The 26,847-nt window shown below is 50.3% G+C and carries 26 protein-coding genes; 10 read left to right on the forward strand and 16 right to left on the reverse strand.

Annotated features, from left to right (window positions below):
- The first annotated feature begins 156 nt into the window (after positions 1–156).
- Positions 157–1,536 carry an MATE family efflux transporter gene (locus tag M2277_RS02630; protein ID WP_280754075.1) on the forward strand — a complete coding sequence of 460 codons (1,380 nt, stop codon included), beginning with the start codon at positions 157–159 and terminating at the stop codon, positions 1,534–1,536.
- Positions 1,537–1,618: 82 nt separating this feature from the next.
- On the opposite strand, the gene pfkA is transcribed toward M2277_RS02630, so the two are convergent.
- Together pfkA and M2277_RS02640 are read right to left on the reverse strand one after the other, a co-directional pair.
- Positions 1,619–2,590 (reverse strand): 6-phosphofructokinase, encoded by a 972-nt coding sequence (pfkA, locus tag M2277_RS02635; protein ID WP_036641573.1) that lies wholly within the window; start codon positions 2,588–2,590, stop codon positions 1,619–1,621.
- A gap of 22 nt (positions 2,591–2,612) precedes the next feature.
- The gene (locus M2277_RS02640) at positions 2,613–3,695 is read right to left on the reverse strand and encodes a tetraprenyl-beta-curcumene synthase family protein (RefSeq protein ID WP_036641571.1); all 1,083 of its coding nucleotides are present in this window, start codon (positions 3,693–3,695) and stop codon (positions 2,613–2,615) included.
- A 241-nt stretch (positions 3,696–3,936) separates the two neighbouring features.
- On the opposite strand from M2277_RS02640, the gene M2277_RS02645 reads away from it, so the two are divergent.
- Positions 3,937–5,127, forward strand: a complete 1,191-nt coding sequence (locus M2277_RS02645) for an MFS transporter (protein WP_036641570.1) — start codon at positions 3,937–3,939, stop codon at positions 5,125–5,127.
- Between the two features lie 194 nt (positions 5,128–5,321).
- Here the strand turns inward: M2277_RS02645 and M2277_RS02650 are convergent, their stop codons facing one another.
- Complete coding sequence (locus M2277_RS02650; RefSeq protein ID WP_006211711.1) at positions 5,322–5,519, reverse strand: cold shock domain-containing protein; 198 nt, start codon at positions 5,517–5,519, stop codon at positions 5,322–5,324.
- A gap of 196 nt (positions 5,520–5,715) precedes the next feature.
- On the opposite strand from M2277_RS02650, the gene M2277_RS02655 reads away from it, so the two are divergent.
- The 5 genes from M2277_RS02655 (at position 5,716) to M2277_RS02675 (ending at position 9,655) form a co-directional block, all read left to right on the forward strand.
- On the forward strand, positions 5,716–5,949 hold the full coding sequence (locus M2277_RS02655; RefSeq protein WP_006211712.1) for a hypothetical protein: 234 nt from the start codon (positions 5,716–5,718) through the stop codon (positions 5,947–5,949).
- Position 5,950: 1 nt separating this feature from the next.
- Positions 5,951–6,133 (forward strand): hypothetical protein, encoded by a 183-nt coding sequence (locus M2277_RS02660; RefSeq protein WP_006211713.1) that lies wholly within the window; start codon positions 5,951–5,953, stop codon positions 6,131–6,133.
- Positions 6,134–6,335: 202 nt separating this feature from the next.
- Positions 6,336–8,126: an oligoendopeptidase F gene (pepF, locus tag M2277_RS02665; RefSeq protein ID WP_063480225.1), complete on the forward strand. Its 1,791-nt coding sequence runs from the start codon at positions 6,336–6,338 to the stop codon at positions 8,124–8,126.
- 106 nt (positions 8,127–8,232) lie between these two features.
- Entirely contained in the window at positions 8,233–8,562 is a 330-nt protein-coding gene (locus tag M2277_RS02670) for a LapA family protein (RefSeq protein WP_006211716.1), read from the forward strand.
- 55 nt (positions 8,563–8,617) lie between these two features.
- Positions 8,618–9,655 (forward strand): M42 family metallopeptidase, encoded by a 1,038-nt coding sequence (locus M2277_RS02675; RefSeq protein WP_063480226.1) that lies wholly within the window; start codon positions 8,618–8,620, stop codon positions 9,653–9,655.
- 81 nt (positions 9,656–9,736) lie between these two features.
- On the opposite strand, the gene M2277_RS02680 is transcribed toward M2277_RS02675, so the two are convergent.
- From M2277_RS02680 to hemE, 7 genes are all read right to left on the reverse strand, one after another.
- Positions 9,737–11,692: an ABC-F family ATP-binding cassette domain-containing protein gene (locus M2277_RS02680; RefSeq protein ID WP_280754076.1), complete on the reverse strand. Its 1,956-nt coding sequence runs from the start codon at positions 11,690–11,692 to the stop codon at positions 9,737–9,739.
- Positions 11,693–11,753: 61 nt separating this feature from the next.
- Positions 11,754–12,560: a DUF92 domain-containing protein gene (locus M2277_RS02685; RefSeq protein ID WP_076150979.1), complete on the reverse strand. Its 807-nt coding sequence runs from the start codon at positions 12,558–12,560 to the stop codon at positions 11,754–11,756.
- Between the two features lie 30 nt (positions 12,561–12,590).
- On the reverse strand, positions 12,591–13,214 hold the full coding sequence (locus tag M2277_RS02690; protein ID WP_006211720.1) for a fumarylacetoacetate hydrolase family protein: 624 nt from the start codon (positions 13,212–13,214) through the stop codon (positions 12,591–12,593).
- A gap of 3 nt (positions 13,215–13,217) precedes the next feature.
- Positions 13,218–13,991 carry a glycerophosphodiester phosphodiesterase gene (locus M2277_RS02695; RefSeq protein WP_006211721.1) on the reverse strand — a complete coding sequence of 258 codons (774 nt, stop codon included), beginning with the start codon at positions 13,989–13,991 and terminating at the stop codon, positions 13,218–13,220.
- Positions 13,992–14,029: 38 nt separating this feature from the next.
- Positions 14,030–15,346: a CapA family protein gene (locus M2277_RS02700; protein ID WP_280754077.1), complete on the reverse strand. Its 1,317-nt coding sequence runs from the start codon at positions 15,344–15,346 to the stop codon at positions 14,030–14,032.
- A 149-nt stretch (positions 15,347–15,495) separates the two neighbouring features.
- Positions 15,496–16,437, reverse strand: coding sequence for a ferrochelatase (gene hemH / locus M2277_RS02705; RefSeq protein WP_063480229.1), 942 nt, complete (start codon positions 16,435–16,437; stop codon positions 15,496–15,498).
- A 35-nt stretch (positions 16,438–16,472) separates the two neighbouring features.
- Entirely contained in the window at positions 16,473–17,531 is a 1,059-nt protein-coding gene (gene hemE, locus M2277_RS02710) for a uroporphyrinogen decarboxylase (RefSeq protein ID WP_036641552.1), read from the reverse strand.
- A 236-nt stretch (positions 17,532–17,767) separates the two neighbouring features.
- Between hemE and M2277_RS02715 the strand changes: the two genes are divergently transcribed.
- Positions 17,768–18,979, forward strand: a complete 1,212-nt coding sequence (locus M2277_RS02715; RefSeq protein ID WP_006211725.1) for an MFS transporter — start codon at positions 17,768–17,770, stop codon at positions 18,977–18,979.
- 317 nt (positions 18,980–19,296) lie between these two features.
- Here the strand turns inward: M2277_RS02715 and M2277_RS02720 are convergent, their stop codons facing one another.
- Positions 19,297–19,929 (reverse strand): O-methyltransferase, encoded by a 633-nt coding sequence (locus M2277_RS02720; RefSeq protein ID WP_280754078.1) that lies wholly within the window; start codon positions 19,927–19,929, stop codon positions 19,297–19,299.
- 162 nt (positions 19,930–20,091) lie between these two features.
- Between M2277_RS02720 and M2277_RS02725 the strand changes: the two genes are divergently transcribed.
- Entirely contained in the window at positions 20,092–21,240 is a 1,149-nt protein-coding gene (locus tag M2277_RS02725) for a THUMP domain-containing class I SAM-dependent RNA methyltransferase (protein ID WP_006211727.1), read from the forward strand.
- A 119-nt stretch (positions 21,241–21,359) separates the two neighbouring features.
- Positions 21,360–23,345, forward strand: a complete 1,986-nt coding sequence (locus M2277_RS02730; protein ID WP_280754079.1) for an LTA synthase family protein — start codon at positions 21,360–21,362, stop codon at positions 23,343–23,345.
- Positions 23,346–23,695: 350 nt separating this feature from the next.
- Here the strand turns inward: M2277_RS02730 and M2277_RS02735 are convergent, their stop codons facing one another.
- From M2277_RS02735 to M2277_RS02755, 5 genes are all read right to left on the reverse strand, one after another.
- On the reverse strand, positions 23,696–25,156 hold the full coding sequence (locus M2277_RS02735) for a serine hydrolase domain-containing protein (RefSeq protein WP_280754080.1): 1,461 nt from the start codon (positions 25,154–25,156) through the stop codon (positions 23,696–23,698).
- Positions 25,153–25,707, reverse strand: a complete 555-nt coding sequence (locus M2277_RS02740; RefSeq protein WP_280754081.1) for a hypothetical protein — start codon at positions 25,705–25,707, stop codon at positions 25,153–25,155. Before M2277_RS02740 ends, M2277_RS02735 begins: the two co-directional genes overlap by 4 nt.
- Positions 25,704–26,069: a PadR family transcriptional regulator gene (locus M2277_RS02745; RefSeq protein WP_051449253.1), complete on the reverse strand. Its 366-nt coding sequence runs from the start codon at positions 26,067–26,069 to the stop codon at positions 25,704–25,706. The genes M2277_RS02740 and M2277_RS02745 overlap by 4 nt, the downstream gene beginning before the upstream one ends.
- A gap of 136 nt (positions 26,070–26,205) precedes the next feature.
- Entirely contained in the window at positions 26,206–26,472 is a 267-nt protein-coding gene (locus M2277_RS02750; RefSeq protein ID WP_006211733.1) for a hypothetical protein, read from the reverse strand.
- A gap of 124 nt (positions 26,473–26,596) precedes the next feature.
- Positions 26,597–26,818 (reverse strand): YuzB family protein, encoded by a 222-nt coding sequence (locus M2277_RS02755; protein WP_006211734.1) that lies wholly within the window; start codon positions 26,816–26,818, stop codon positions 26,597–26,599.
- Positions 26,819–26,847 lie beyond the last annotated feature (29 nt).

The following is a 26,847-nucleotide window of genomic DNA, read 5'->3' on the forward strand; positions in this document are numbered from 1 at the left end:
TCCCTGAGAACTCTTGTTGATACTTCCCGTTCAACCGCTGGTTGAGTTCTTTCTCACCGCTCAATGAACAGGTTATTGTACACATCATAGGATCCACCTAGAATTATGAGAGCAATATCATAAAATCACCTTGAAAAAAGAAGGGCCAAATCACACATGCAGCCGACAACAACAACCTGGGGAAAACTGAAGCAATTCGCGATCATTCTGATTCCCATCCTGGTTACACAACTTTCTTTATCTGCCATTACTTTTTTTGACACCAATATGTCAGGAAAGTTCAGTTCAGTCGATTTGGCAGGCGTAGCGATAGCTACAAGCATCTGGATTCCAGTTCAGACCGGCCTTAGCGGTATCTTAATGGGGATTACCCCCATCGTTTCACAGCTCGTTGGCGGACGCCAGGAAAACAAGGTCGCTTACCAGGTCAATCAGGCACTCTGGCTGTCCATTTTACTCGCCATTGTCGTACTCGCTATCGGGTATGCCGCAGTACCCGGCATACTCGGTGCGATGAGCCTGGAGCCTGAGGTGCGGCGTATCGCCTCGCAATTCCTCGCCGCCATATCGTTAGGCATCATCCCGCTGTTCGCTTATACGGTGCTCCGCAGCTTTATCGATGCGCTGGGGCAAACCAGGATTTCCATGGTGATCACGCTGATCTCCCTTCCCGTGAATGTGGGCTTGAATGCCCTGCTCATTTATGGCTTGTGGGGCTTCCCAAGAATGGGAGGTGTAGGTGCTGGTCTTGCTTCTGCTATTACGTATTGGACGGTCTTGGTGATCGCGATCATTACGATTCACAGACAACACCCGTTCTCTTCGTTTGCTGTCTTCAGGCAGCTGCAGGGAGTTTCCTTGAGCGCTTGGAAAGGTTTGCTAAAGATTGGCGTCCCCATCGGCTTCTCCATCTTTCTCGAGACCGCCGTGTTTGCAGCCGTAACACTGCTTATGAGCAACTTTGATACGGCGACCATTGCCGCCCATCAAGCAGCCTTGAATTTTGCCACGACACTGTATATGCTGCCGTTAAGCATATGTATGAGCCTGACCATTCTTGTTGGTTATGAAGCCGGCTCGGGACGAATGAAGGACGCCTGGAAGTACGCGAAGCTCGGGATAAGTACAGCCGTTGTCCTCTCGCTGATTACGGCTGTCATTCTGTTTGTGGCCGGTCACCAGGTTGCCGGACTGTACTCTAATGAACCTGCCGTTGTAGCGTTGATCCAGCACTTTCTGCTGTTCGCGATTTTCTTCCAGATCTCGGATGCCATCGCCACACCGACCCAAGGCGCGCTGCGGGGTTACAAAGACGTCAACGTGGCCTTCATGCTCGCTTTCCTGTCATTTTGGGTAATCGGCTTGCCTGTCGGATATGTGCTCGCCAATTACACCGATTGGCAGGCCTTCGGTTATTGGATCGGTTTAATAACGGGACTTGCCGTCGGTGCAGTCCTGATGCTCCTCCGCCTGGTCAAGGTGCAGGGAAAGTTTGCACGCCAGGCAGCCTCTTCGACCGTATCCGCACCATCATAAAAAAACCGTCTCCATGCAGAAATCATTCTGCCATTGGAGACGGTTTTTTTTAGGGGTTGCTCCGTTATACGCCGGACCCTGCTTATTGAGACAAACGCAGTGCCAAATCGTACAAGTCGCGGTCAAATTCCTTCTTTGTGTTAACGACCTTGTCAATATCCGTGAGAACCAGTTCACCCTTGATAATGCCGCATCCTTTATCGGACTCCCCATTAATCAGACTGCGAACCGCAAAGTCGCCAAGGCGGCTTGCGAGGTTGCGGTCAAAAGGTGTTGGAGCTCCCCCGCGCTGGATATGACCGAGCACCGTTACACGCGCATCGATTGATGCGTGGCACTCTTTAAGGTCGCATACGATATCCTCGCCGCGTCCAACGCCCTCAGCTACGATGATAATACTGTGGCGTTTGCCTTTTGCAAAATTCTCACGCAAACGGGAAGCCACTTCATCCAGGTTGTACTCCACTTCCGGCACCAGAATCGTCTCTGCACCCGAAGCAAGGCCGGCATGAAGAGCAATGTCGCCGCAGTGGCGCCCCATAACCTCTACAACAGACGAACGGGCATGGGAGGACATGGTGTCGCGCAATTTATTTACAGCGTCCACAACGACGCTTACAGCCGTATCAAAGCCGATGGTGTAATCGGTGAAGGAAATATCGTTATCAATGGTTCCTGGAAGACCCATCGTTTTGATCCCAAGCTTGCTGAGCTTGTTCGCCCCATGGTAAGAACCGTCTCCTCCGATAACGACCAGACCGTCAATGCCGTGCTGATTCAGAATGTCGGCACCCTTCTGCTGCCCTTCGGGTGTCTTAAACTCTTCACAGCGCGCTGAGCGCAGGATGGTACCGCCACGCTGAATAATGTCTCCGACACTGCGCAGGTCCATTTGTGTAATGTCGTTTTCCAGCAGCCCCTGGTATCCGCGCTGAATCCCGTATACCTCCAGACCATAATACAGACCGCTGCGTACAACCGCTCGCAGCGCCGCGTTCATCCCTTGGGAATCGCCACCACTTGTAAGAACTGCAATCTTTTTAACCTCTGCCATGTTTCTTATTCCTCCTTCAATGTCACTCATGCTTATGCTTGCGAATCCATCGGCTGTTGACGTAGAAAAAGATCCGGGTCATCGGACTCTTCTTCATCAAACGTTTGGATACGTTGCGAACCAAGTGCTGCTCGCTGACTTTTGGATCGGATAAATATAACGCCAGTAACCCCTCAATGATCATACGATGAAAAGGGGTCGAGGGAATTGTTCTGACATCCTTCCGGGCCCACTCCACAATGGCAGCTATACGGTTCAGCATCGTATCGGCATCTTCGTAATAATTACAAAAATTCAGATCGCCACCCAGCCTGTCTTCGTCTTGATCAATAAGATAATCCAGCATAATGTGGAGACTGCATACATTCGGAAAATAAGACGCATGAATGGACGAAGCATCCTCGTCATCCAAAAACGGATCAGTTGCAGCCAAGAATAGCATGAACACGCCCAAGGTCGATCCCGTTGCAGCCGCGAACTCATTCCACCGCAGATGCGGTGAACGGTGGGCATGCCGGGACCACCACTCCAATAATGCCGTTTCTCTCTTATCCGGATGGATGTGCTTATACACCTGAAGATCGGTGTACAGCCCAGCCAAATCCCTTATGTAGGGCTTTGCCGCTTCATATCCTGATAATTCGCCGATGCAATTCCGGCATTTCTGGACAAGACGAAGAAGATACCCTCCGTCCTCCCTCTCGGTCCGAAGAGCGTAATAATCAACAGGTTCCGTATCAGGTGTAACGGCATCCAGCATCGACTGATGGAGCTGTCTGAAGTCCGCTGGGTCCAGCGAAGTACTGCGGTCACATAAATTATCGAGATAATCGCTAATTGTTTGGTAAGCTACAATCAATGGAATGAGAATATGCCTCTCCGGCAGATTGGCTGCGGCATAAACTGCACCGCCCTGGCAGTGAAATTTTTTGGTATCTAAACTGGCCAGTGCCTGCTTTCGTAGCTCCTCATCCGGAATTTGCTCAGCCTCCCGGCGCCACTTCTCCAACTCGATCCGCACTTCCGGAAGTATAAATTTGTACACCCGGCTCATCAGCCCAACCGGACTGCGCGGAACTTTACGGCTTAGCTCTTGATTATTCAATGAACTCTGCCTCCACATGGTTGTCTTTTTATACCTATCCAAATCAAACCTATTATAATATGATCGTTCATTTTGCACAAATAACACATATCATTGACGCCTGTATGTCGTTTATTGTCAGCTTTAGTCCAACTATCTCCATTTCGTGGTATGTTATATACTAATCGGAGCTAAATAACAGACCACTTACCTCGTGAATGCCGCTGTACAAGCGGGTTCATTAGAGATCGGAGATCCCATCATGCAACTTCCCGCTTCGTCCAGACCGGATCAGAACTGGCTGCGCGCCTTTATGTTTACGATATTTGGTACAACAGCCCTTGTCATATCTTATTTTCCGTTATATTACAAAGAGATCGGCTTCAGCAGCGCGCAAATCGGTTATTTGTATGCGGTCGGTCCGCTTATATCCATGTTCTCCAATATGATATGGAGCTACACAAGCGACAAGTACCGGACCATCAAGCGCATCATGAACATTCTGATTATCGGACAGCTTGTGACGATGCTCGTCTTGTGGCAGGTTTCCAGTTTTGGCGTTGTGCTGATCACGATCAGCCTGTTTTATTTTTTCTACTATCCGGTTTATCCCTTGGCGGATACCATGGCCATCCAAACGGCTCAGCGGTACGGCCGCAGCTTTACGGTCATCAGGGTATTCGGCTCTCTCGGGTATGCCTTCTTCGCGCTGGCGATTGGCTATGCTGTCGGAGCTGCCGGCGCTTCAGCGACACTGGCTATCGGCATCGGGATCGGTGTGTTTACGCTGCTCTGTTCCTTTCTTCTCCGCGACGGAGTTGCAACCAAATCCGAGCCGGTGGAGCTGTCCGCCCTCCTCAAAATTCTGCGCTCCAAAGAGATATTGTGGTTCTTCGGCTGCTCGTTCTGCCTTGCCATCGCACACCGCATGAATGAAGCATTTCTTACCCTCACCTTATCCGGATTGGGTGCCGGCGAGGGTCTCATCGGCTGGTCCTTAATGATTTCGGCTGCAAGTGAAATCCCCATTTTCTTTCTGCTCAGCAAATATGGTGACAAGATGAAGGAACTGCCGCTCCTTGGCTTTGCAAGCTTGATGTTTGCACTCCGATTTCTGCTCATGTCGCTGGCATCCGACCCGCTGTCCGTACTTGCGGTTCAGTCGCTTCACAGCATTACCTTTGGCGTGTTCTATGTAACCGCCGTCCGTTATATTACAAGGATCATTCCCTGGCAGTACCGGGCGACAGGCATGGCGCTCTTCATCATCTTCTGGTCGAGCGCCTCGGGACTTCTCAGCGGAGCCTTCGGCGGATTGCTGTTTGAAGCTGCGGGAAGACCGGCCTTTTACCTGCTTGCCGCCTTTCTAGCCTTCGTGGCCTTTGTCGGGTTTCTCTACCGGCACCTTTTTGCCAAACCGGAGGATATGAATATCAGTGGAATAAGCGCATAATGCAGCGCAGATTCCTTTGCGCCTTAACCTCAAAAAGGGCAAGTCCGGACCCCATGGCGATTGGCAATCCGGGCTTCCCCTTTTTTTCACAAGTATGGGCTTGTCCCATTACAATACAAAAAAGCACAGTTCTCGGGGGAGAACTGCGCTTCATGCCTTGGTAATTCTATAAGATCTCCGTATCAGGAGTTAGCTTACAGTTTTGTTACGTTGGCTGCTTGAGGACCACGGTTACCTTCAGTAATGTCGAATTCAACCGCTTGACCTTCTTCCAAACTCTTGAAGCCTTCTTCTTGAATTGCGGAGAAGTGTACGAATACATCCTCGCCACCTTCAACGGAAATGAAGCCGTAACCTTTTTCTGCATTGAACCATTTAACTGTACCTTTCAAATGAACAACCTCCTAAAAATACCGCCATCTATGGCGAATATCCATATTATATCCCATGTTTTATGACAATGCAATCCGTCAAATCACCCCGCAATGCTTTTTTGGGCCGCTATTTTAATGTAAAGATTATTTGCTTTTAAGACCGCGAGTGCGTTATCATTTACCCAAAAGCCTAAGTAGCAAACGGAGACTGAATATGATCAAAAAACATGAAATATACAAAAAAGACAAATGGAACATGATGACGGTTGAAGTACAGGGCCGATACATCGTTCTCCGAGAAATTTCTGACCAATGGGGTGAGGAGACACATACGTTTATGAGCCGGCCAGCTTTGATGCACTGGGCTCAAAACCGCTTCCCCAAGGATGATTTTGAAGGCCGGGAAGATGAATGGCGACAAATGATGGCTGCCTTTAAGCAGGTGTAACATGGATTATACGAATATTGTCATCTTCATTATTCTTGCCTTCAGTTTGGGTGCCATTATGATCATGAACCGGGATCGGATTCCAACAAAACTGAGAAGAGGGATGGCCGTGACTGCGGTCGCCTTCATCCTGTTTGCCTTTTACCTTATTGTATACAGTTTCTTTAATCTGGGTTCCTCGTAAATTTTATTAGGATGAAAGTAGCGGGTACGCGGCATACTATCGCTCGGATAGCTTAATCCGAGGAGGTTATGCCATGAGAGGCGCCAAGGTGATGTGCATTACACTTGCTATCAGCCTGATCGCTGTTTCTACTGCCCGCTCCCAAGCCTTATCTGAAGAAACCCGGACTCCAAATAATACACATCATTCAAGGAGGATCTCTATGGAACAATTGTTGAAACGCGCGGATGTCCCTAAAGAGCATCAATGGAAACTCGAGGATATGTTCGCCGACCAGAAAGCATGGGATGCAAGCTTTGCGGAATTGAAGAATCTTCTTAAACGCACAGACGAGTATCAAGGCAAATTAAACAACGCGGCATCCATCAAAGAATGCTTCGAGCTCGAAGACGAAATTTCTTATCATGCCGAGCGTCTATACGTGTATGCTCACATGCATCATGATGAAGATACAGCAAACCCTACATATCAATCGCTATCCGCCAAAGCCAAAAAACTGAATGTCGAAGCTGGAGAAGCACTCTCCTTCATCACGCCTGAAATACTGTCCCTGTCTGAAGCGGAACTGGACAAATTGATCGAGGACCCTGCCCTCAAGGAATTCAAGTTCACGCTGACGGAGATGAAACGGGAGAAAGCACATGTTCTCTCCAAGACGGAAGAAGCGCTGCTGGCTCAAGTCGGCAACCTCTCCTCTGCACCGCAAACGATTTTTGGCATGCTCAACAATGCGGACATGAAATTCCCGAAAATCAAGAACGAAGAAGGCAAGGAAGTTGAACTCACACACGGCAACTATATTCAATTCCTGGAAAGCCCGAATCGCGAAGTGCGCGAGCGTGCTTTCAAAGCGGTTTACGACACCTATGGCAGGCAGAAAAACACCCTTGCTGCTACGCTGAATGCCAACGTAAACAAAAATATTTTCTATTCCCGTGTCCGCAAATACCCTTCTGTACTGGAAATGGCCCTGTATGGCGATAACATCCAGAAGGAAGTTTACACAAACCTGATCGACACCATTCATGAGAGTCTGCCGCTCCTGCACCGCTACATGGAGCTCCGTAAGAAGCTGATGGGCGTGGATGAGCTTCAAATGTACGATTTGTTCGCTCCCCTCGTGGAAGAGTACAAATGGGACATCACTTACGAAGAAGCAAAACAAATGACCAAGGAAGGCCTTGCGCCGCTTGGCGAGGATTACCTGAGCAGCCTGCAAGCAGGTTATGACAACGGCTGGATCGATGTATACGAGAACGAGAACAAACGAACCGGCGCATACAGCTGGGGTGCATACGGTACCCATCCTTACGTATTATTGAACCATAAAGACAACCTGAACAGCATGTTTACCCTGGCTCATGAGATGGGGCATGCCCTTCACTCCTACTATTCAGACAACGCCCTGAAATATCGGGATGCGCAGTACACCATTTTCCTAGCTGAAGTGGCATCAACCACCAACGAAGCCCTGCTGATGGATTACCTGCTGAAAAACGCCAAGGATCCCAAACAAAAAATGTACCTGCTGACTTACTATGCCGATCAGTTCCGTACAACGGTCTTCCGTCAAACGATGTTTGCCGAGTTCGAGAAAATCGTTCATGAGCGCGCTGAGAGCGGCGAATCCCTGACACCTCAGGATCTTTCCGACATCTACTATGAATTGAACGTGAAATATCACGGCAAAGGGATGCAAGTGGATAAAGAAATCGGAATGGAATGGGCACGGATTCCTCATTTCTACAACAGCTTCTATGTGTACAAATACGCAACCGGCTTCTCGGCTGCAACCAGCTTCTCGAAGCAGATTCTGGAGGAAGGCCAGCCTGCGGTGGACCGCTATCTCGGATTCCTGAAGAGCGGCGGCAGCGACTACTCCATTAACATCCTCAAGAAGGCTGGCGTGGATATGTCGTCTCCGGAGCCTATCCGCGAGGCCATGAGTGTGTTCGAAGACATCATCAGCCAAATGGAGCAGTTGACAAAATAATCAACGCTTGAGCGAGATGCATCATTCTCAATTGACCAGTGGAATAAAATCCCTTGCCCTTTACAGGCAAGGGATTTTATACTGTTTGAGGAAGGAGGTGTTCCCTATGAAAATTCAATGGTCACTAATCGCAGCTTTATTGTTTGCCCTTATTACAGCCGTATTTGCCGTGATCAATGTCAATCCCGTTGCAGTAAACCTGTTGTTCGGTACAGTCAACGTACCGCTGATTCTACTCATTATCGGATGCTCTCTGATCGGGGGACTGATTGTCGGTACATTCGGCATTTACCGTCAATATCAAATGCAGAAGGAAATCCGTTCGTTAGCGGAACAACTTATACATATCCGTGAAGTAACGGGATACACTCCTGAAATGCAAGCTGCGGACGAGGAAATGAAAAAAGATCCGAAGGACACTCCTGCTGAACCCTGATGTCCCCGGATGATGAATCAATATGAATGAAAGAAACAAGGAGGCCTGACATCTAATGTCTGCTATACAACCGAATGAAACATACGTATTGGACCTGCTTAAGGCATTGCTCGATACACCGAGTCCTACCGGCTATACCCACACCATTATGAAGCGGATTGAACAGGAAGCCGCTTCCCTTGATGTTCCTCTTACATGGAACGAAAAAGGCGGCGCCATCCTGTCCATCGCTGGACAAGACAGCAGCCGTACGATCGGGCTGAGCGCTCACGTCGACACCCTTGGTGCGATGGTTCGTGCCGTGAAATCGGAAGGTACGCTCCGGCTTACCTCCGTTGGCGGATACATGATGAACAGCATTGAGAATGAATACTGCATCATCCATACACGCAGCGGCAAGACATATACCGGAACCATCCTCTCCACCCATCCTTCGGTTCACGTATACAGTGACGCCCGTGATTTAAAGCGCCAGGAAGCCAATATGGAGGTTCGGATCGACGAATTAGTTGAATCAGCCGATGATGTAAAAAAACTCGGCATCGGCGTTGGAGACTTCGTCTCCTTTGATGCCCGTGCGGTCATTACTCCCAGCGGTTACATCAAATCACGTCATCTGGATGACAAAGCCAGCGTCGCTGCACTCTTCGGCTTGCTCGAAAGCATGAAGCGCGATAACTGGAAGCCCAAATATAATGTAAAACTCCTTATCTCCAACTACGAAGAGGTTGGACACGGCGCAGCCTACATTCCTGCCGACATCAATGAAATGATTGCGGTGGATATGGGCTGTATCGGCGATGATTTGAGCTGCAAGGAAACCGACGTGTCCATCTGTGCCAAGGACTCGTCCGGCCCTTATGACTACGACATGACCAGTCGTTTGATTGAACTGGCCGAGAGCGAAGGCATTGCATATGCCGTTGATATTTATCCTCATTACGGCTCCGATGCTTCGGCGGCGCTCTCCGCAGGCAGCAACATCAAAGCTGCGTTGATCGGTCCCGGCGTCCATGCATCCCACGCGATGGAAAGAACGCACAAACAGGCGGTTCTTAACACCGTCAAACTGCTGGCAGCCTACGTGAAATAAACCGTTCTATAGGTAAGGGGCGTCCCCAAGGCACAAGGCCTGGGGACGCCCCTTATTTTCTCTTTGAACCTGCCTGACGCATCAGGATTTCTTGCTCTGCTCAATCTTCTCGGCAAGCTCGTTTAGATAGGTCCAGCGCTCCATCAGATGCTCCAGTTCACGCTCCGTTTCCTCCTGAGCCCGCATCAGCTCCTGAAGCCTGGCTGCGTCGCTACCGGCGGTTTCCATCTCCGATTGAACGGATACAAGCTTGTTCTCGGCAGCTTCGATCAGACCATCAATCTGCTCAAATTCCCGCTGCTCTTTATAACTGAATTTCAGACGTTCGCGCGGTGTATCTTTACCTGAACTGCCGCCCGGCACCGTGTTGCTTCCCGAAGCTGATTTAGCGCCACTGCTACCGGCTGCATCCGTCTTGCTTCCGGCAGCCTCGCTGCCATGACGCTGCATCCACTCTGCGTACTCGCTGTAAGAGCCAACATGGACACGAATCTGCCCCATGCCCTCAAACGCCATGACTTTATCCATGGTTCGATCCAGGAAAAACCGGTCATGGGATACCACGATGACAACACCCGGAAACTCATCCAGATACTGCTCCAGAACGGACAATGTCGGTATGTCCAGATCATTTGTCGGTTCATCCAGCAGCAGCACGTTCGGTGCACTCATCAGCACTCGCAGCAGGTACAACCGGCGCTTCTCGCCTCCGGACAATTTCGCTATCGGCGTCCACTGCAGCGCAGGCGGGAACAGGAAGCGTTCCAGCATCTGGGCCGCGGTAATGGCAGAGCCGTCCGCCGTACGAACAACCTCTGCCTCATCCTTGATATACTCGATCACGCGCTGACTGCCATCCATCTCCTGATGCTCTTGGGTGAAATAACCCAGTTTAACTGTTGGCCCAAGCACGACTTCGCCGGCATCCGGTTGAAGCCTTCCGGCAATGAGATTCAGCAGCGTGGATTTACCGCTCCCGTTCGGACCCACGATACCGATCCGATCCTCGGGCACGGCGATGTAAGATAGATCCTCAATCAATATGTTGTCGCCGACCGTCTTACGGAGACCTTCAATCTCTAGAATTTTGCGGCCGAGACGGGTGGAAGCAACCGATACGTCCAGATCACCGGAGCCCTGTATGATCTCCTGATCCTTCAGTTTCTCGAAACGGTCGATTCTCGCCTTCTGCTTGGTCGTACGGGCCTTTGCTCCTCTGCGAATCCAGGCAAGCTCGTTCCGCAGCAGATTCTGGCGCTTTTGTTTGGATGCGGCTTCCCGCTCCTCGCGCTCTGCCTTCAGCTCCAGGAAACGGCTGTAATTCGCCTCATATCGGAACAGCCGTCCATGATCCAACTCCAGCATGACATTGGCCACCCGGTCCAGAAAATACCGATCATGCGTAATCATAAGCAGGGCGCCCCGGCGCTTCTGCAAGTACTGCTCCAGCCAGGCAACAGATTCGTTGTCGATATGGTTGGTCGGCTCGTCCAATATGAGTAAATCCGACGGTTGGATCAAGGCAGCGGCTAAAGCCACCCGCTTGCGCTGTCCACCCGAGAGTGTCCCCATTCTCGCCTCATAATGGCGTATTCCAAGCTTGGACAGAATGGTCTTTGCATCACTCTCCAGCTGCCATGCCTGCAGCGAATCCAGCGTCTGATTGAGCTTCAGCAATTTCTGCTGCAGCTCTTCATGGCCCGGATGGAGCTCCAGCAGCTCCATTGTTTCGGTATATTCCCGGACGGCCTTCATCTCGGGGAGATCCCCTTCAAACACCTGCTGCAGAACGGTTTTATCCGGATCAAACTCGGGATTCTGAGCAAGATAGCGCACCCGGATGCGATTGCCCATCGATATTTTACCGGAGTCAGGCGGTTCAAGTCCTGCGACAACGCGCAGAAACGTAGATTTTCCTGTACCGTTTACACCGATGATGCCAATCTTGTCCTGATCCTCCATGCCGAAGGATGCATCTTGAAACAGTATTTTATCTCCATAACTTTTGTTTACCTGTTCTACGGTCAAGATATTCATTGGTCTGATCCCTACTTACATCTATAGATTTCGTTAATCGTTAATCGATGAATGAACTGCATTATAACGCAACCAGCACTGCAGTCCCATATGCTGCTGCCCCGCCAAGAAGTGAGCTGAGCAGATTGACGGCATCATTGGACATCCACGAATACCCTCGCATGCGTTCGGTCTCCTGTCCGCAGTGCTGCGCCACCTCGACAGTTTTACCGCACGCCGGGCAGCGATACATCACCTGTACAGCCGCTCCGAGATATGAGTCAGCAAATGCACCGACCAATCCCCCGGCAAGGGCCGCCAGAACATATGAGAGTAACTCCGCGCTCATACCGCTCCATTCAGCCAGCAGCCATCCCCCGGCTCCGATCAGTACACTCCCTGCCGCTGCCGCTATGGAGCCCGCCCAGGATACTCCTCCCGATTCTCCGGCAGTCAGCACCTTTCCGTTAAGGACAGAACGCGGCGGCCGCCGGCTGAGGCTTCCTAACTCCGTCGCCCAGGTATCTGCCGTCACCGTAGCCATGACCCCTATAAACAACAGCACCCACAACTCGGACGGGGCCCATGCGTTTAACAGACACAGCACCATGCCGATACCGCCGTTGGCGAATACTTGTCCTGCATCCCTCCGGCCGGTCTTGGCATAAGATTTCTCCAGATCAGCCTTGCGTTTCTTTCCATATCGGGAAAGCAGCGTAGAAGTAATGAAAAAAAGAAGCAGGGTCCCGAACCAAAACACGTTCCCTGCTCCATAATATATGGTGCCCATCAGAATAGCGGCGGCGGCTCCGGATTCCGATAGCGATCGTTTCCGGTAGGCCGCTCCCGCAACAATGATGGCGCCTGCGGCTCCAATCAGCCAATCCATCTGCAATCCCTCCCATGATAGCTTGCCAGATTACCCGATTTCGCAGCGGCCCAGACGGATGTCTCCCCAGAATAACTCGAATACATCCCCCGATTCAGTTGGACCGACACCTGCCGGCGTTCCCGTGAAGATTAAATCCCCTTTGCCAAGACCATAAAATTCGCCAATATAATCAATAATGCGCTGAAGGGAGAAGATCATATCCTTCACGTTCCCTCGCTGCACCTCATCGCCATTCTTCAATACGGTGAAATCCGTAGCCGCCAGCTTTGCGGTTCCCGGGAATGTTATGGATGGGGTAAGGGGCGCAGAGGATTTGAAGGCTTTCGCCGCGGTCCATGGATGCCCCTTCTCCTTAATCACCGTCTGAACGTCACGCAGTGTGAAATCAATGCCAAGGGCCATTGTTTTTACAAGCTCATCAACCGTCATCCCTGGAGAGTAATCCTCCGCGAGCTGAATGACAAGCTCCCCTTCAAAATGAAGACTGCCGCGATCCAGGGGCAGCTGCAGCACGCTTCCGTCCAGCGGAACGACCGCATGGGAAGGCTTGAGAAAGATCATCGGTTCTTCCGGCACGGCATTGCCGAGTTCGGCGGCATGCAATTGATAATTACGACCAACGCAATATACGTTATTGACTAGGGCACACATACATTAAAACCTCCATTTTCTTCGCCAGAATGGAACTTTTGGTGCAATTTTATGAATAAAAATCTGACCCCAAGTATCGGGCCGGTTCGTGCAGATCATGATGGCCGGATTCATTCTTGCCAGTGATCTCATACTCTTCGCATCATCCACCGTCCACGCCATGGGGGTGATGCCATTCTTCACCAAATCCGACGCAAAGGCTGCATCCAGATGAGAATAACCGATGGATAAAAAAGAGCATTTCATTTGCTTCAAGCGTGATAACAAATTACGGGGATGAGCATCGATAATAAGTCCTGTATTCACTTCGGGATCCAGTTCCTTCGCTTTAATCAAGGCTTTCGGCTCGAAGGAGGTGAGCACCACATCCGGGAGCATCCGGTGAGCATGGACCCGCTCCAGCACAGCCTCTTCCAGACCTGGATACATATCTCCGCTCGTCTTGAGCTCGATATTAAGTTTCAATCGTCCTTTGACAAGCTGCAAGACTTCATCCAGTGAAGGAACCTGCTCCCCCCTGAATTGACGTCCCTTCCATTCTCCAGCGTCCATTCTCCGGATTTCCTGCCAAGTTAGATCCTTCACCTTGCCCCGGCCTGTTGTCGTACGATCTACGCTGAAATCATGTATGACTACAGGGACTCCATCCTGAGTCAGCTGCACATCGATTTCCATCCAGTGCACAAAAGGCTCATCCATCGCCATCTGAATGGCTGCGCGCGTATTTTCAGGTGCGATACCGGAAAATCCCCGGTGAGCCACACATAAATTGTTCATGGTGGGACCTCCTTGGTGTAACTGTTAACGAATTAACATTATTCCACTGTTTTACCTGTTATAACTTCACCATCCGGTGCTATTTTGACACCGCCGATGGATCGCTTCTGTACCTCCTGCAGCAAAGCTTGAGCTTCTTCGCCTTCCAGCGGAATGACCTGTCCGATCTCCGTTCGGTATGGCGTCAGCTTCAGGTCACAGTCTCCTTGACGGCTGCACGAGGCTTGGAATACGGCAGTGCTCCACGTATCGGCATTCCCCGATTTGGTAAATATAAAATTACCGGTGCTGTACGCGATCCATTTGCCTTTATACTGCTCCAAGCCCTGCAGCACATGCGGATGCCCTCCGATAATCAGATCCGCTCCACCGTCAATGAACGCACGCGACAGATTGATCTGGTATGAATTTGGCGTCTTGTGAAGCTCTTCTCCCCAATGGGCGATCACAACGACCAGATCGGCTTTGGAACGCGCGTCCTGAATCGCTTCAACCGCCTTCGGCAGAACGTGATCATAGGCCCCCGCTACGCCCGGCCTGTTCTCCAGGGCATACCAGGACGTCTCCGGGAGGACACGGCTGAATCCAAGCAGTGCAACCGTCATGCCCTGCAGCTCGAAATACTGTGCCGCAAAGGCTTCTTCTTCATTACGACCTGCTCCAACATAGCGGATATCATGGTCCTTCAGATGTTTCAAGGTATCCAGAAGTCCTTCCTGACCTTGGTCGAGAATGTGATTGTTAGCCAGATTAACAGCTTCTATCCCTGCTTCTCGAAGGGAAGGCAAAACCTCAGGCGAGGACTTGAATACAAATTTCTTATTGGCCGCGCCAACTCCCCCGGTCGTGACCGGGGTCTCCAGATTGAGAACGGTCAAATCATCCTCCAGGAATGCGGTGCCCAAGTGCTTGTATGGATAGTCATACCCATGTCTCTTCAGCGCATCCTCCACTTTGCCAGAGAATAAGGTATCCCCGGCAAAATGCATGATCACCCGTTGGTTGTCATTGGTGCCGGCTGGTTCATCGGCTCCACTGTCTGCAGGTTCGGATGTATCGGGATCCCATTGTTCATCGGGCTCATCCGTATTCGGGTGGGCCGAATCCGTTCCCTCGCCGCCGGACTGCTGCCCGGAACCCGGCTGATCCGGATCGTTCTCTTCCACGCCAAATTCCGGCATACCAGGCAGATGTGCCGTTTGCTGAACAGGATCTTCTCTAAATTTAAAATGATAGACAAGCAAAGCAGCAATCATCAAAATCAGACATAGGTTGAGTATGATCCAAACCTGTCCGGTTCGCTGCTTACGGGCCTTCTTCTCGGCCTTGCTCTTCTCTGATCGTGACAGTTGCATAGGTCACTCCTTTATTCACTTATGAGATCGCGCAATAGTGCAATAAGTCGCTCCCCCCATTATACCAGCTTCCCGGCAAAGAATAGAACCCCCCGTCACCGGGGAGTTCTATATCCATGTTTCATATTCAAATTTTGCGAATAACGGCTTTACAGTCCAATCAGCGTGATCACGGAATCACTGAGCGCTTCCATATAGAGCGGATCGCTGTTCAGCGAATCGATACGCTCAAGCCGCATATCCATTTCCTTGGCAATGCTTTTGGCTTCGATATCCAGATCATACAATACCTCAAGATGGTCTGATACGAATCCGACCGGTGCAACCAGCACATCCTCAACCTGCTCCTCTTTATTCAGAGTTTGCAGTGTGTCCAGAATATCCGGGCCAAGCCAAGGCTCGGCTGTCCGGCCCGCACTTTGCCAAGTAAACTGCCATTTCTTCACGCCAGCTCTTTCGGCTACGGCTTTGGAAGTCTCAAGCAGCTGCTCCTGATAAGGATCTCCTACGGACAAGATACGCTCAGGAAGACTGTGCGCGCTAAACAGCACTCTCACGCTGTCCCGATCAGCGCCTGCCTCTTCGAACTGATTCAGCTTGGCAGACACGCGGTCTGCAAAAGCCTCGATCAGTTTCGGGTGCATGTGATAACTCTCCACGAACGAAATCTGAAGTCCCAGCTCATCCGCTTTGGCTTGAGCACGCTTCACATAGGAACCCACACTCATCGTGGAATAATGGGGAGCAAGCACGATGCCGACAGCTTCCTTAATGCCGTCCTGCACCATTTGCTCAACACCGTCTTCAATGTACGGGGCAGCGTGCTTCAATCCCTGATAGCATACAAATTCAAGGTCGGCACTGCGCGGATCTACATTTAATGTATCCTGCAGCGTCCGAACCTGACGATCTGTGTTCTCACGGAGCGGAAACACACCTCCAACAATCGCCTCATAGCGGTCGGTCAGCTCCTTAAGCTGCTCCTCCGTCGGCTTGTTTCCGCGACGGATATGGGTATAATAACTCTCGATTCCTTCCATGTTCTCAGGTGTGCCATAGGACATAACCAATACACCAATCTTGTTCTTCATACCATCTCACCTCTGACTAATAAAATATTCACCTTTTAAGAACGTTGTGCACCTGCCTGTAGTGCCTGTGCCGAATACTCATGGATGTAGGATGTCAGCTCACGCAGCTTCTCCAGGGAAGCCTCCGGAAATAAACCGTGCCCTAGATTAAACACAAAGCCCGGCTCCTGAATCCCTTGATCGATGATCTCCTTCGCATACTGCTGAATGACCGGCATCGGTCCGGTCAGCACGGTCGGGTCCAGGTTACCCTGAACAGCATATTTATGCTCTAAACGGCGGCGTCCTTCCGCAATGGACACTCTCCAATCCAGGCCGATCACATCAACGCTGAGATCCGTTAGCGTAGGCAGCAGCTCTCCTGAGCTTACGCCAGGAAAATAAATTTTCGGAACGTGCAGATCCTGAAGCTCTGCAAAAATACGCTTGATGGTAGGAAGCACGAAGGTTTGGAAATCCTGCGGGGACAAGGCCCCCACCCAGCTGTCGAACAATTGAAACGCTTTCCCTCCGTTCGCTACGTGGGCGCGCAAATAAGCAATCACCATGTCTCCGAGTTTATCCATCAGGGAGAACCATACCTTCGGCTCGCTGTACATGAGCTCTTTCGTACGCAGATAGTTCTTGGATGGTCTTCCTTCGATCAGATAGCTGGCAATTGTAAACGGAGCACCGGCAAATGTAATCAGCGGTACTTCAAGCTCCTTGTCCAAGATGCGGATTGTTTCCAGCACATGTCCAAGATCGCCTTCCACATCAATAGGGCGAAGCTTCTCTACGTCCGCTGCAGATCGGATCGGATTGTCGATCACAGGCCCGATATTTTTCACAATATCGAAGTCTACCCCGATCGATGCAACGGGATTCATAATATCGGAATATAAAATAGCTGCGTCCACACCGAGCTTCCGTACCGGCATCAAGGTTACTTCAGCCGCCAGCTCCGGTTGACTGCATATTTCCAGAAGGGAGTACTTTTCTTTGATCTTTCGATACTCCGGGTCATAGCGTCCCGCTTGTCGCATGTACCACACAGGAACATGGCTTACTTCCTGCTTACGGCAAGCGCGGATAAATTGATCGTTATAGGTCATGATTACGGCCCCCATCAGTGTATAAAGTTTCCTATAGAACATTATGCCCTTTTTAAAAGTAAGTAACAACCGTCTTACATGGACATCCTATGAAAATCGCATGACAATCTTATGACATTGTTAGCTTTTGGCATTTTTCAAATATGTTATACTGGAAGAACGGCAATTTTAGGGTAAGACTCCATTCGTCCGGTTCATTCCGGGCTCGACAGCTTAGAAAGGAAGTGACGGGCACATTGACCAATTGGAAAATCAATCTCATTGTGCTTTGGTTCGGACAGTTTTTGGTCAACTCCGGGATGACGATGATCACCCCGTTCCTGACATTGTATTTGGCGCAGGACCTGAATGTTGTAGGGGACCGGGAAATAGGACTATGGGCAGGATTGATATTCGCAGCCAACTTCCTGACCTCATTCATTTTTCAGCCGATCTGGGGAAAAGTCGCGGACAAGTACGGTCGTAAACTGATGCTGCTGCGTTCCGGATTCGGCATGGCGCTTGTCATTGCGTGTATGGGCTTTGCCACCCATCCGTGGCATTTGCTCGTTCTCCGTCTTCTGAACGGTACCATATCGGGATTTAACCCGGCGGCTATCTCCCTCGTATCGGGGACCACGCCAAAGAACCGGATGGGATTTGCCATGGGCATCATGCAGTCCGGACAAGTTGCCGGCACGATACTCGGTCCGTTAATTGGCGGACTCATGGCCAGTTGGGTCGGGTTCCGGCCAATCTTCTATATTACGGGCGGACTGATATTTGCAGCTTCGCTGCTCGCTTTGTTCCTCGTCAAAGAGAATTTCAACCGTGAGCAGGCGGCCCGGGCGCCGCAGACTTCGGTTATCGCCGGACTGAAGGAGCTGAGCCACATTCCGCAGCTGCCGTCCTTGTTCGCGGTCACGTTCCTGCTTCAATTCGCCATGATCAGTCCGATGGCGCTGCTCCCGCTGTATGTTCAGAAGCTGCATGGGTCGGCGGTTGATATCGCCATATGGGCCGGGTTCGTTGTAGCGGTGACAGGGCTCTCGAACATGATCGCCTCGCCGATTCTCGGCAAGCTCAGCGACAAGGTCGGGGCACACCGGATCTTGACGTATGCCTTGATCGGAACGGGACTTACGCTGATCCCGCAGGCTTTTGTGCAGTCCGTATGGCAGCTCATCATCGTACGGTTTATGATGGGGGTCTTTATGGGCGGATTATTGCCGAGTGTCAACGCGCTGATTCGCTCCTATACCCCGGACGGCATGGAAAGCCGCTCCTTCGGCTTCAACACAAGCTCACTTGCGCTTGGCAACATGCTCGGAGCAGTGATCGGCGGGTTCTTGTCCGGATTCATCGGAATTGAGGGGCTGTTTATTACTTCAGGCTGCCTGCTGATCATCAACATGATCTGGGTGAGGCGGAAGCTGTTCTCAGACAAACCCTCGCCCAAGTACCGTTAGATATACAATTCCTGATGGCACCGCTCCAATATCGCTCCAAATTGCAAGGGGCTGTCCGTGGTCACAATCGACCCGAGGACAGCCCCTTTGTTATGAATCAGATCAGATGGCAAGCAGCAAAATGACCTGTGGAAACCTCCCTGAAATCAGGGATCTGCTGTTTGCATATATCCACGGCATACGGACACATATAGGTGTGGATACTGTTAAAGAATTCATACACTGGCCCAAATCTGACTTCCAGTCGACAGTCCAATGGGTGCACTCCTTCCCATGGTCATCTTATCGTTCAGTACACAACATCATGGTGTGTTTAATCATTTAACGCGTGCAAGGATCAACCCGTCATAGGCAGGCAGCAGCGTGCTAACCAGCCTCTCGTCGGTGGCAATGATTTCATTAAAGCGGCGTACCGCCTGAACCGAAGGTCCGTTTTTCTCCGAATTCAACGTTCTTCCCCGCAAAAAGCAGTTATCCCCGGCGATCATGGCACCCGGATTTGCAAGCTCCATCGCATATTCCAAGTACAGAGGATAATTCTCCTTATCCGCATCAATAAAGAAAAAATCAAATGTCCGCCCTTCCCGCTTCAGCGCTGCCAGGCTATCGGCAGCCGGACCGATCCGGTATTCCACCCGATCCTTGAAGCCGGCCTTCTCCAGATGAGTGCCCGCAAGCGCCGCGTACTCCTCCTTCAATTCCAGTGAAGTGAGTTTACCGTCAGCAGGAAGCCCGCGGCACAGACAGATTCCGCTATATCCGCCAAGCGCACCGATCTCAAGAATATTCCGTGCGCCGGCTGTCTGTACGAGCAGGGTCAGCAGCCGGCCGTAAGCCGGTGCCACCGAAACCTCGGGCATGCCATGTTCGCGAATGGCCTCTATCACAAGCTGAAGCTCTTCATCTTCAGGATATAATTGGTTAACATAATCATCAGGGGTCGTAAGCAATGAAGCTGCCTCCTTTTTCTTAGTAGCATACCTTATTTCCCGTTAAACCTAACGAGATCTATCATATGATAATTGTCTTAGTCAATGCAATCGCCTATACTATATAGATTGAACCGGCGGCGACTATCGCCGTACACATGTTAAATGGAGTTGACATCGTTAATGCCTCGATTACAATTGATCGCGACAGCCCCGATGGGGCTTGAAGCCGTTGTTGCCCGCGAGCTGAAAGAGCTCGGGTACACGGACATGGAAGTAGAGAATGGTAGAGTTACCTTTACGGGTGACCTGATTGATATTTGCCGCTGTAATCTGTGGCTCCGTACGTCAGATCGTATCCTCGTCAAAATGGGTGAGTTCAAGGCTTTCACCTTCGATGAGCTGTTTGAAGGAACGAAGGCCCTTCCATGGGAAGAATGGATTCCGGCGGATGGCGAGTTCCCTGTGGAAGGCCGATCCCATAAATCGCAGCTTAGCAGCGTTCCTGCTTGCCAAGGCATCGTGAAAAAAGCGATCGTGGAGAAGCTGAAGCTCTCGCATCGTACGGAATGGTTCCCCGAGGACGGTCCCCGTTATGTAGTTGAAGTGTCCTTGCTGAAGGATCGCGCCATACTGACGCTCGATACGACGGGGCCTGCCCTTCATAAACGCGGTTACCGCAAGCTGGTAACGGAAGCTCCACTGAAGGAAACTATGGCTTCCGCTCTACTGCAGCTGAGCCGCTGGGGACCGCATCGCCCGCTGTATGACCCGTGCTGCGGTTCAGGCACCATTCTGATTGAAGCCGCTATGCTGGCCTGGAACATCGCTCCCGGCATGCGCCGCTCGTTCCCGTCCGAGCATTGGGATATCATCGGGAACGACCTCTGGGAAGATGCGCGCGAGGAAGCATTTGACGCTGTGAAGGACGATATTCCGCTGCAGATTGCTGGGAGCGATATCGATCCGAAAGCCATCGAAGTCGCCAGGGCGTCTGCCAAGAGTGCCGGTCTCGCCGGAGAAATCGAGTTCAACGTTCTTCCTGCAGCCAAGGCCATTCCTGAAGGTGAATTCGGATGTATCATAACCAATCCGCCCTATGGGGAACGATTGAGCGAGAAAGAGGAGGTTGAACGTCTGATCCGCCAGCTCGGATCTGTGACGCACTCGCTTCCGACCTGGTCCTTCTTCGCACTGAGCCCGACCAAACAGTTCGAGCATTACTTCGGCCGCAAGGCAGACAAGCGCCGCAAGCTGTTCAATGGCCGGATTGAATGCCAGTACTATCAATATCTGGGTCCCCTGCCGCCGCGTAATAAACCGGCAGAATAATATAATGATCCTACTGCCATCGCCGCCCACGGGCGGTTTTTTTTGCGAGGGCTCCGTTTGAATTCATGCCGGCCCAAACTATAATCTAAAGAATAATGCTGGTGAAGGAGGATATGCCATTGCTCTCATCCCATTCATGGATTGATATCCGAAGACGGGCCTCCAAAGGGCTCCATTACCGATATACCGGATATTTATTATTCCTTGTCCTTATGATGTACAAGCTCATCCTGCTGGATCATCATCTCCATATTTCCAATATGAAGCTCGATCAAGCAGACTATATCATAGCCGTGGGCTCGCTTCTGCTGGTCTCCTTCTGGACCTTTTGGCTTCCGCCAAGAGGCAGGCTCGCATCTCTAACTTTACTGAATCTGCTGTGGACAGGCATCCTGTACGCCGATTTGATCTACTACCGTTACTTCGATGATTTCATCACGGTACCGGTGCTCCTGCAGGCCGGGCAAGTCGGCTCCCTCGGAGACAGCATCCGTTCTCTTATTCACGGGTATGACCTGTTCTTTTTCCTGGATTGGCTGATCATCGTTCCGTTTACGGCAGTCATGGTATTCCGCAAACGGAGATCGATCACGAATGGTTACCTGTTCCCTGGTGAACAACGCCAGCAGCGTCACAAGCGGATCAATCGCCGTTTGGTAACAGGTACGCTCGTTCTCATCCTTGGTCTTGTCATGACTTTTGTTCCTATCAAAAGAGCTTCGGATACATGGGCGGTAGGCTTGTTTGAGGGCAATTGGTGGAATATCACGCTTTATAACGTGACGGGGCTGATCGGCTTCCACGGATATGATATTTACCGATATGGCCGGGATCACCTGATTGGCCAGCCCAAGCTGGCTGAGGAGGAGGTCAATCAGGTCAAGGCCTGGTTTGATGCCAAACGTATGAAGCCATCCGGTTCTGACGCTTGGTTTGGCAAGTATAAAAACAGTAATGTTATTACGATTCAGACGGAAGCCTTCATGAATTTTGTCGTTGGCCAGTCCATCGAGGGTCAGGAAATCACGCCGAACTTCAACCGATTGATGAAAGAGAGCATGTATTTCAGCAATTTTTATCATCAAACCGGGCAGGGAAGAACGTCCGATGCGGACTTTGTCACACACAGTTCCCTGCTGCCGCTGCCCACGGGTTCCGTGTTTACGCGGTATGCCGATCGTGAATACGATACCCTTCCGGAGATTCTGAAGGAACAGGGCTATGCCGCAAATGTTTTCCACGCCTATGACAGCAGCTTCTGGAACCGGACGACGATGTATCGGGAAATGAAGTATGATCGGTTTTACAGCAAAAAAGATTTTGATATGACCGATGTGCTGGGATGGTCACTCAGTGACAAAGCGTTTTTGGAGCAATCGCTGAATGAGATGGACAGCATCAAGCAGCCCTTCTACTCCTTCCTGATCACGTTAACGAGCCATCATCCGTATTATGTGCCGAAGGATGCCCGGAAGCTGGATACAGGCGCTTTTGAAGGCACGATGTTCGGGGATTATTTACAGTCGATCCATTATGTTGACGAAGCTTTCGGCCAGTTCGTGGACCAGATGAAAGAGCAAGGATTATGGGATAACACCATGCTGATCATCTACGGCGACCACGACAATTCGATCAAGGACAAAGCGGACTACGAGAAGTTCCTCGGACGGGAGCTGAACGCTCTCGACATGGAACAAATCATGAACCAGGTTCCCCTGCTGATCCGCTTGCCGGACGGCGAAAATGCGGGAGTATATTCAGATGCCGCCGGCATGATGAACGTGACGCCGAGCATCCTGCATCTGCTGGGTGTGTCTAGCGAGCCGTATTACTGGATCGGAAGTCATTTGTTTGATGAGGAGCCGCGTCTGATTCCGCTTCGCAGCGGCGCTTTTTCCGATGAAAAGGTGTTCTACCTGCCTTCCGAAACGGCCGGGCTTGAAGGTGGAACCTGTTATGATCTGGTGACGCGTCAGCCAACCGACATCCAGGCATGTCGTGATGGATATGATGAGACGCAAAAGCAGCTTAAGATATCGGATCAAGTCATAACGTATGATTTGCTGAAGCAATTCAAAACACAGGGCGGAGCAGAAACGAAGTAACAAGGCAGCCAGACCAGGCATCCTTACCTTTGTTCTCTTTGCAAAAACGAGGGTTTCTCAAAAGATCTTAGATCTTGCGGGAAGCCCTTTTTGCGTTTGAAGCCGCTCCATGTACGAATCGTTCCTGCTGGTTGATCGCAAGAAAGCCCGGAAGCCAGAACGATTTCGCTCGCCCATATCTTTTATCAAGCGTCCACAATAAAAAATAAACCATAACGGCGTGAGTAACATCCTGAGCACCGCTATGGTTTATTTGAATTGTATTACTTTTGCCGGTATTTTTATTATGCTGCAGCAACTGATCACGCGCATAAAGTCATTTATTCTAGCTGCTCCATACAGCTCACAATTCAAGCCCGATGGGATATTGACTTCTGACGTCTTCTCCAGCTGACAAGCGCTCCGTACAAGAGCAAGAGTCCCATGATTGCAACGCAGGCAACGATCCCCAGCGTCAAGTAGGCAATGTCGGGTGCAAAAAGACGGATGGAGTTCCACGGCGAACTTGACAAACTCGTAAACAGTGGAATGATACCACCTGAAATAACAAAGAGAATCAAGCTAAACGGAAGAGCAAGGTGTAGCTTAAAGCTACGTTTATTCGTTATGATAAGCATCCATACAACGATGATCATCAAGATGATCCATATTCCTGCTAACAGCCAAATCAATGGATGGGTCCCCACGGAAAGCGGCTTCGGGTCTTGCCCATCAATTATGCTCCTCAGATCTTTTGATACCTGTATTAGTCTGGCTTCCTCAAGAATATGGTCCTTGTTGCTCAGAATGACGGCACCCATACCCCGATCCGGGATAAAAAAGATCTCCGCGCGAGCCTCAGGTGTTGATCCTGAATGCCATAACATGGCCTCCCCTTGGTCTGTCTCACTTATTCTCCAGCCTAATCCATAGGCACGATCAGTCCTATACTGGACCAGTGGTGACAGGAACAGCTCCTTGTATTCACGGCGGATCAAGCCTTCGTTCTCCTGAAGCAGAAACTGGAGATAACGCGCCATATCGTCAATGCTGGCTGTGATGTAACCATATGAAGCACCGCTGTTATCATACGGTATACTGCTTACTCTAGGATAACCAAACCAGGATTGAAACCCCTTCTCAAATCCGGTCTGGGCAGCCCGCTTCTCATCCGCCGCAGCCATGCTCATACCCAGCGGTCCAAACACATGCTTCTCCATGTAATCAGCATAGGATTGCCCGGACACTTCCTCCAGAATAGCACCCAGAATCATATAATTGGCATTACTGTATTGATGCTCTTCCCCAGGCGCCTTGCTAAGCTTCTCCCTGGAGAGATTACGAACATTCTCTTTCAAGGTAGAAGCCTCCTTGGCAGCCACATCGGAATACTCCAAGCCCGTAAATGTACTGTAGCCGCTCGTTTGTGCCAGCAATTGTCTTATCGTTATCGATGATACCTCGGGAGAAGTTTCCTCCGTAAACCACGGAAGATAATCTCCAACAGACCCATCCAGATCCACCTGACCGGACTCCAAAAGTTGAACAATCCCCAAAGCCGTCATGGATTTAGAAATTGATCCGAGTAAGAACGGGGTCTTGGAACTGACAGTCTTGCCCTCCCCAGTTACACCATAGCTGTTCGTAAATACAATATCCTCATCCTGCACGACTGCAACAGAAAGACCAGGAATCTTGTATTCCTCCATAATCTCTTTCATATACAGATCAATCTTTCCAAATCGTGCATCTTCCGCTTCAACTGCATGATCGAATGTTGGAAACAGGAATACCAGTACGGACAAGATCGTAAACATCCACTTCTTTCTCATGTTACGCTCCCAGCTTCCGTTTCCGGGAAAGGACGTCGATGTTTTCTTTTGTCATAAACATAGGCCACCAGCGTAATAACAGAAGATATCAAAAGGCTGAATAATATCAGAAGCATATTCCACCACGTCTGATCAGATATCCGATATAGTAAATGGAAGCCCGTAATCTCATACCCATTTACCCATGCCGTTGTTAATGAGAAGGAAAATGCCAACTGGCAAATGACGTATACCGCAGCAAAAATAAGCGGATGCTTCAGAAATCCCCACAACCTTCCTGTGCTGGTTCGCTCTCCGGAGTCTTTCGGAGCAGGGGTGGATTGACTGGGGTCACTTACTCTTGAAAAGCCTTGTACCTCTGCATAGTCTCTGACATAAATAATGGGAGAGTCCAAATCTTGAAGTCCCATCTCTCCGTGCTCCCTGCATGCCTCCAAGTGTTCCTGAATTTGGGCTACCATTTCTTCCATCTGATGAGGCGTAATATCGTAGTTTTTCAATTCTTGACGGACTATGGTTATAAATTGTTCTTCTTCATAGGATAGTGTCATGATCTCCCGCTCTCCCGTTCCTCGCCGTTTGCATATAGCTGCACATTCGCTGATAACAGTGACCGAATATCCTGTTGCAGCTCCTGCCATTCCTGAATCTTGTTGTCCAGAAATACCCTTCCATTTGGCGTTATTTCATAATACACTCTGGCCTTACCACTATCACTAAATTCTCTTGTATCCGTGACCCACCTCTGGTCTTTCAGCTTCGACAAGATCGGATAAATGCTGCCTACTCCCTTCAATTTCAGTTGATGTTTCTCAAGCTCCTTCATAATCTCGTAACCGTAACTCTTGCCATTGCTCAGAATGGCCAACACACACATCTCCAAATGTCCTTTAATTAGACTTGTTCTATCCATGACATGAATTTAACAGAAATATATATCGGAATCAAGTATATATTTCTAAGATATATATTTGATCTCAAAAAATAAACATTTAAAAAACCCGTTCAAGAGCTTACAGGCTCTTAAACGGGCTGCACAGGATTTATAACTACTTTTTAGCTGAACGAAGCTTGGACAGACGCTCCTGCTCCTCACCTAACAACTCTTCCGCCAATTCAACGGCGTTCGGATTCCCTTGTTCGATCACCTGATCGACCGCGCGTTCTGTGTGGGACAACGAATTCTCCGCTTGCTGAATTAACTGGTCCGTCGGATGCGACAATGCCGAAGATACGGCACGGTGCAGCTTCTCCACGGAATCAAGCGCACTGTTGCTGGGACTGTTGGAATGAAGACTGGAATCGTGACTGTTCATGACGGAAACTCCCTTCAATAGTTGTTGGTTCCTGTTGCCCTCTTAGCATGGATGGCTGAGTCAGGAACTATACCCGCAGGATGGGAATTTCCGTGAATACTTCAACTTGAATGCATATGGATCATTATTTGACAAACGCTAACGCCTTCGCCAGCACCTCATCCTCTGTTGGTGCGCTGACATAGCGGCCGTTAATATAAATAAACGCGCGTTTGCCGCATGGACCGCAATAGGATTTACAGCCGATCTTAATATCGGCATCCGGGACCAATTTCTGAATCTTCGGGATCATTGTTTTCAACCTTGTGTGTCTGCATTTCTCGCAGACGCGGATATCGTTAGCCATGGAATATTACCTTCTTCATTCTGAAGTGA

Origin of the sequence: Paenibacillus sp. LBL (assembly GCF_029893715.1) — a bacterium.
Taxonomy (GTDB): Bacteria; Bacillota; Bacilli; order Paenibacillales; family Paenibacillaceae; genus Paenibacillus_AQ; species Paenibacillus_AQ glucanolyticus.